We start from the raw sequence: 6,811 nt of genomic DNA on the forward strand, positions 1-6,811 counted from the left end.
ATACAAGATTATGGAGAAAGATACACAGCAATCGCCACAGCAGGAAGGGCGGGTACAGCCGGACGAGAATAAGCTTAAAGCTTTGAGGCTGGCCATGGAAAAAATAGAGAGAGCCCATGGCAAAGGAGCTATCATGAAGCTCGGAGACGAGAGTATCGAAGATGTAGGGGTGATACCTACCGGTTCGATTGGTTTGGATCTGGCCTTGGGGGTGGGTGGTTATCCCAGAGGACGAATTATAGAGATATTCGGACCAGAGTCTTCGGGTAAGACAACTTTGGCTATTCATGCCATTGCCGAAACGCAGAAGCAAGGAGGTTTGGCTGCTATCATAGATGCTGAGCATGCTTTTGATCGCAGTTACGCCGAAGCTTTGGGAGTAGATGTGGAAAATCTTTGGATTGCCCAGCCTGACAATGGAGAGCAGGCCTTGGAGATAGCAGAGCAATTAATACGCTCCTCTGCTATCGATATTGTGGTGATTGACTCGGTTGCTGCTCTTACTCCCAAGCAGGAAATAGAGGGTGATATGGGGGACAGTCGGGTCGGTTTGCATGCTCGTTTGATGTCTCAGGCTTTGCGTAAACTGACAGGAGCAATTAGTAAGTCTAATACGACTTGTATTTTCATCAATCAGTTGAGAGAGAAGATCGGCGTCATGTTCGGTAATCCGGAGACAACGACCGGAGGAAATGCCCTGAAGTTTTATGCCTCAGTCCGCCTGGATATACGCAAAAGTACGGCTATCAAAGATGGTGAGACTGTTTTGGGCTATTTGACCAAGGTAAAGGTGGTAAAGAACAAAGTTGCGCCTCCTTTCCGCAGAGCTGAGTTTGATATTATGTTTGGTGAGGGGATCAGTCGATCAGGAGAAATCATAGATCTCGGTGTCGAATACAATATCATCAAGAAAAGTGGTTCTTGGTTCAGCTATGGAGAGCGGAAATTAGGCCAGGGACGGGATGCTGCCAAACAGACTGTGCAAGACGATCCTGAATTGGCCGAACAGCTGGCTTTGGAAATAACCGAGGCTATTAGCCATTCTTCTGGTAAACATTAGTTCAAGCTTTTGTGAGGAAGCGTTATGTCCCGAACCGATTGCCATATCTCAACCAAACGTTATGAGTATGAGGCCGTTTATCGTCATGCGGCCTCATCACTTGTTGCCCCCTATTTTTCTCCGATTTGGCTTGATGCTGTTTGTGGAAAAGAAGGGTGGCAGTCATTGACAATCAGCTTTTCTTCTGGACATATCTTACTGTTCCCCTTTTATACTCCGGTTTCAGGTTGTTTGTCACAACCTCCATTCACGCAATATCTGGGGCCACTACTTATTCCCTCTCCTCGTGCCACCATGAGCTTTGCTGATAAACGCTTGGCTATAGAAGTTTTGGTTGAGCATTTCCCTCAGTTAGATTGCTGCAGTTTTCATACTCCACCGGACTTTTCCGACTGGCTCCCCTTTTATTGGAAAGGTTTTGAGCAGACAACTCGATATACTTACATATTGAAGCTGGACTCTCCTGATCCTCTTTCGTCTCTTCAGATGGAAGCAAATCAATTGCTCAGGCGCAAACTTCGTCAGAGTGAACGTGCGGGGCTGAGCTTTGTAGAGGGCGGTAGTTTTAGTGATCTCATTGCTATGGTCAGACTTTCTCTGGATCGTTCTCCTGAAACAGCAAAACTCCGTTATACTGATCGATTGGAGAGTTTGACTCAAGCCATGCGACAGCAAGATATGGGGGAAATATACTGCTGCAGCAAGGATGGTCGGATAGTAGCCTCTGTCTTTATGGTACGAGGAGGAACGCGAACTTACTACATAGCCGGAGGGCAGGATACTACTGAGTGCAAGGATGCATTGGCCTATTGCCTGTATCGGGCAATCTGTACACAGGTGAGCCGCAATGGTATCCTGTCTGTCGATTTCGAAGGATCGATGTTGCGTGGAGTGGAATTCTTTTTCCGCTCGTTTGGAGCTGTTCAGACTCCTTATTTTGCCATTCGTCGAGGACGAATGTCCCTGAGCAAACGACTTTGCCGCAAACTATTCACCCATCCTTGACTAATCCTTTTTATATCATCTGATACTTATGTCCAGTCTTATAATTTTTGCTGCCCCCTCGGGCACGGGCAAGAGTACTGTAATCAAGCGACTGATGAGGCTTGCTCCGGAGCTGAATCTGAGCTTCTCCATTTCTGCCACAAGCCGAAAACCAAGAGGAGACGAGCAGCATGGAGTGGAGTATTATTTTCTTTCGCCGGCAGATTTTCGTGCCGGTATAGAGCATGATGCCTTTCTGGAGTACGAGGAAGTGTATACCGACACTTACTATGGAACATTGAGAGAAGAGGTCGATAGACGACTCTCGCAAGGGCAGACGGTCGTCTTCGATGTAGATGTTGTCGGTGCCATGAATATAAAAGAGCAGTATGCCGATAAGGCTTTGTCTATTTTCTTGATGCCCCCTTCCATAGAGACGCTTCGTCAAAGACTCACGAGCCGTGCAACTGATAGCCCTAAAGTAATAGAGGAGCGGTTGGCAAAGGCTGAATATGAGATGTCTCGCTCCGGTGAATTTGATCTGGTCGTTGTTAATGATGACTTGGATGCTTGCACCGAAAGGGTCTTGCAGGCTGTTTGTTCTTTTGTCCAACGAAACTGAATTAAACGTCTCTCTTATGTTTGATATCAGCCCTTTGCAGAAACTTCGTTCCCAGTACACTCCTAAGATCCCTGTAGCTCTTAATGGGGCATGGAGATTGTGTACAGCCGATGTGCCGACTCCCGATGCCGAAGCGAAAGCCATTGCCATGATGTTCCCGCATACCAGTGGTATGCCAAGGGTATACCTTCGTAATTCGGAGACAGAGACTTCCCGACAAGAAAAACCTTTGAATGTAGGGATTTTGCTTTCCGGAGGTCAGGCTCCGGGGGGGCATAATGTGATAAGTGGGCTTTTTGATGGCTTGAAATCCCTGCATCCAGATAGCCGTTTATATGGCTTTCTGATGGGGCCAGATGGTTTGATCAATCATAAGTATATAGAGCTGACCGAGGCTCTTATAGCTCCTTATCGAAATGCGGGTGGGTTCGATATGATCGGCTCTGGCCGTACCAAGCTGGAAAAGAAAGAGCAGTTTGACGCAGCTTTGCTCATCCTGAAACATTTGGATATATCCGCCTTGGTGATTGTCGGAGGAGACGACTCTAACACCAATGCCGCTATTTTGGCAGAATATTATCGTTCTATCAAAGCTGGAGTGCAGATAATCGGATGTCCGAAAACGATTGATGGAGACCTAAAAGGTAGGGAAATAGAATGCAGCTTCGGCTTTGATACAGCTACCAAACTTTATGCTGAATTGATTGGAAATGTTCAGCGAGATTGTGTCTCGGCTAAGAAATATTGGCACTTTATCAAATTGATGGGACGCACGGCTTCGCATATCACACTGGAGTGTGCATTGAAGTGTCAACCCAATATTGCGATTATCAGCGAGGATGTCAAGGCTAAAGATTGGCGTATTGCAGATCTGGTTGAATACATAGCCGAAGTGATTGCCAAACGAGCTGAGCGAGGTCTAATGTATGGTATTGCATTGATCCCAGAGGGAATTTTGGAGTTTCTCCCTTCTTTCCGTCGTTTGATAGATGAGCTGAATGACTATCTCTCCAGGCCCGAATCCGATCATATCAAGCGGTTGGCTCGTTTGGAACGGACTGCTTTTGTTGCTGAGCATCTTAAGCCCGAGAATGCCTCTTTGTTACTCTCTTTGCCTCAGTATGTGGCTCTACAGCTGTTGGAAGATCGCGATCCGCACGGCAACGTACAGGTTTCCAAGATAGAGACGGAGGTCCTCCTTGTAGAATTGGTAAAAGAGCGTTTGTCTCAAATGGCAGCTGCCGGTCGTTATCAGGGTAAATTTGCTGCCCTTACACACTTTTTTGGCTATGAGGGACGCTGCTCTTTTCCTTCCAACTTCGATGCTGATTACTGCTACAGTTTGGGACGCACAGCCGTAGCCCTTATTTCCGAGGGGCTGACTGGATACATGGCTACCGTTTCTAACACGACACACCCGGCTGATCATTGTGTGGCTGGAGGGGTGCCCTTTACTCGTCTGATGCACTTGGAGCGTCGAGCCGGATTGGCTAAGCCCGTGATCCGGAAGTCTTTAGTCGATCTGCAAGGAGCTCCATTTGCTTACTTTGCTGAGCATCGCTCTCGTTGGGAGTCAGAGGATTGCTATGTTTATCCTGGCCCCTTGGCTTTCTATGGGCCAAGGGAAATTTGTGATGAACCGACACTTACCCTTAGGTTGGAAATAGACGGAACTCCCTTCTTTGAGTAGTCTCTTGACTTTCCTCCCGAAAAGACCAATAACATTTGTCTATGAATTTTACAAGAAAGAGGAGCTTACGCTTCCTTATCCCACTGATCCTTCTCGTAGGATTGGTTATTTTTCTCTCTCTTCGCTGGAAGGTATGGTTTTCCAATCTACCCGAAGTGTCCTATACTCCTTCCGATACTATAGATAGACTGACTTTGACTCCCGGGCAAGATATTTGTCACGATGTCACAGTCTCATGGAGGGCTGGTAGTGAACCTGCTAAATCCTGGGTTGTGTATACTTCAGATTCTATGCCTGAGATACATCTGCCGGCCATGGCTTCCCGTGTAGAAAGTCGTGGAGGGGTTGATGTCTTTTATTCTGCTCATTTGAAAGGGCTTGATAACCAGCGTGAATACAAGATACAGGTCTATACCGATGGTTGTAGTAATACCGATTCTCTGACAATTGCTTTCCCACATCCAGACTCAACTTTGAGGTTGATGTATTTAGGTGATTTGCAGGATATAGATCTGGCAGAGGCCAAGAAGAAGTTGGATAGTATAAGCCGTTACTATCTCTCTACGGATCTTTATCTACAAGTCGGAGATCTCATTGAGCGACCGATGAACTCGTACTGGGATCTTGTCTATAGATCAGTCGGAGAAACGCTGATGAAGAGAAGATTTGTGGCTACCCCCGGCAATCACGAAGTTATTAAGGGATTTAGGAAGAAGATAGACCCACGCTGGAAAGCTCAGTTTAATTACCCTCTTAACGGCCCGGCCGGACAAGAAGGTCTCTCGTACTATATCGATCATCCTCATTGCCGTATTGTCTCTCTCAATTCCAATCATTTGGATAGGCCTTTGGAGTTGTATCGTCAGCTGTCTTGGCTCGATGATGTCTTGGGGTCTGCCTCCCAACCTTTTCTCATTGTCATGATGCACCATTCGGTAAAGCCCGTTCGAGGGACACGCTCTCACCCCATCATGTATAGCTTGGTGCGTCCTATTTTGGAGAGACATAAGGTTGATCTGGTCTTGGCCGGGCACGACCATGCCTATGCACGTACCACTCATCCTGATAAGGATGCCTACAGAAGTACCACTCCGGTCTACTTGATCAGTTCTTTCTCAGGCAAGTGCTACGAAAATGGCTTTTCTCCCATCTTTGACAGACTGGGCTCGGGGACTGCCTTCTACTCATTGATTGAACTGACCGATCGTAGCCTTGATTTCTCGACCTATACAATAGATCAGCAGCTGACTGATCATTTCCGACTTCTTCGTCCTGATAAGGCAGAAGGACAGGGTCGTGTACCATCTCGCTTTGAGGAGCTGGGGCTTGATTTACCTGAATATCTCTTGTTTGATCAATTCGCAGGCAACGAAAAGGGACGAAAAAAGAGGGCAGCTTATCAAGAGGCTCTCAAGAAGCGTTTGTCGAACAAACATTAAGTCTCTTTTTTATGGAGAGAGCAAAAGGAACTCCCACAAGGACGAACAACCAACTCTCGCGTTGTTGTTCGTCCTTGTGGGAGTAATTGTTTACAGAGCTTCCGATGGGTAATGTGAGACTATTGTATATGCTGGGTTATCATCGACATTATCATGCCAGCTTTGCTCTGTCTAATGCATCAAGATCAATATTTTCAGATCGCGATCTTAACACTCTGGCTAGAAGAGCATACAATGTAGCTTCCTGAAGCTGCAGTACCGATTCTGAAAATAGGCCGTGCCATCAGGAGAGATCGTTTCTATTCCGATCAATTTCCCTGAAACGAGACCTTTGCACGACAATTCCCCTGTGTTTATTTGTTAATTCACTGTATAATAGGGAATTGTTTCCTATAAGTGAGTATTGAAAACAGAATAATATTCTTCCCATGGCATACCAATCCAAGAACACCAATGAGCATGTAACATTTGCAGACGCACTCCTTTCAAAGCGTTATCGCAAAGCACAAAACGACTTCCTCAATCAGATTGACAGGCTTATTGATTGGCGTCCGATTCGGACGCTGATCAACAAGAAATACACGAAGCGACAAAATGCCATCGGTGCTCCTGCTTATGATGAGATTCTCTTATTCAAGATGTTGCTCCTGGAGATATGGTATAACCTCAGTGATTGTGCTCTGGAGGAGCGTATCAATGATTCAATCACTTTTTCCCGATTCTTGGGCTTGAAAATGGAAGAGGTTTCTCCCGACCACAGCACCATCAGTCGATTTCGTTCGGCACTGACCGAACTGGGGGCCTGATGGAAAAACTTTTGGTGCAGTTTAATAAGCAACTTTCCCTCCATCACATTTCAATAAGGGAAGGGATGCTTGTCGATGCAAGCCTTGTGCAGACGCCATATAAACCCAATGGAAGCATTACGATTGAAGTCGCAGACGATAGGGAAGACAATCGGAGCGAGCAGGAAAAAGAGGCGGAGGAGGATTATCAAAAACAGCTTGTCCGTCAGC

Annotated in this window: 5 protein-coding genes and 1 pseudogene; all 6 read left to right on the forward strand. The window is 46.5% G+C overall.

Annotated features, from left to right (window positions below; all coding sequences use genetic code 11):
• Positions 1-10: 10 nt before the first annotated feature.
• Positions 11-1,060: a recombinase RecA gene (recA, locus tag B5D48_RS07775; protein ID WP_023937215.1), complete on the forward strand. Its 1,050-nt coding sequence runs from the start codon at positions 11-13 to the stop codon at positions 1,058-1,060.
• 24 nt (positions 1,061-1,084) lie between these two features.
• Positions 1,085-2,065 carry a GNAT family N-acetyltransferase gene (locus B5D48_RS07780; RefSeq protein WP_023937214.1) on the forward strand — a complete coding sequence of 327 codons (981 nt, stop codon included), beginning with the start codon at positions 1,085-1,087 and terminating at the stop codon, positions 2,063-2,065.
• Between the two features lie 28 nt (positions 2,066-2,093).
• Complete coding sequence (gmk, locus tag B5D48_RS07785) at positions 2,094-2,666, forward strand: guanylate kinase (protein WP_036888373.1); 573 nt, start codon at positions 2,094-2,096, stop codon at positions 2,664-2,666.
• Positions 2,667-2,682: 16 nt separating this feature from the next.
• Entirely contained in the window at positions 2,683-4,356 is a 1,674-nt protein-coding gene (locus tag B5D48_RS07790) for a diphosphate--fructose-6-phosphate 1-phosphotransferase (RefSeq protein ID WP_023937210.1), read from the forward strand.
• Positions 4,357-4,397: 41 nt separating this feature from the next.
• Positions 4,398-5,795, forward strand: coding sequence for a metallophosphoesterase family protein (locus B5D48_RS07795; protein WP_023937208.1), 1,398 nt, complete (start codon positions 4,398-4,400; stop codon positions 5,793-5,795).
• A gap of 428 nt (positions 5,796-6,223) precedes the next feature.
• Positions 6,224-6,811, forward strand: a pseudogene (locus tag B5D48_RS07800) (transposase); the annotation flags it as partial.

The sequence above is a fragment of the Porphyromonas crevioricanis genome (genome assembly GCF_900167225.1).
GTDB lineage: Bacteria > Bacteroidota > Bacteroidia > Bacteroidales > Porphyromonadaceae > Porphyromonas > Porphyromonas crevioricanis.

Coding starts and splice junctions, on each gene's coding strand:
- gmk (WP_036888373.1), top strand. CDS start 2,094: ATGTCCAGTCTTATAATTTTTGCTGCCCCCTCGGGCACGGGCAAGAGT.
- B5D48_RS07795 (WP_023937208.1), top strand. CDS start 4,398: ATGAATTTTACAAGAAAGAGGAGCTTACGCTTCCTTATCCCACTGATC.
- recA (WP_023937215.1), top strand. CDS start 11: ATGGAGAAAGATACACAGCAATCGCCACAGCAGGAAGGGCGGGTACAG.
- B5D48_RS07790 (WP_023937210.1), top strand. CDS start 2,683: ATGTTTGATATCAGCCCTTTGCAGAAACTTCGTTCCCAGTACACTCCT.
- B5D48_RS07780 (WP_023937214.1), top strand. CDS start 1,085: ATGTCCCGAACCGATTGCCATATCTCAACCAAACGTTATGAGTATGAG.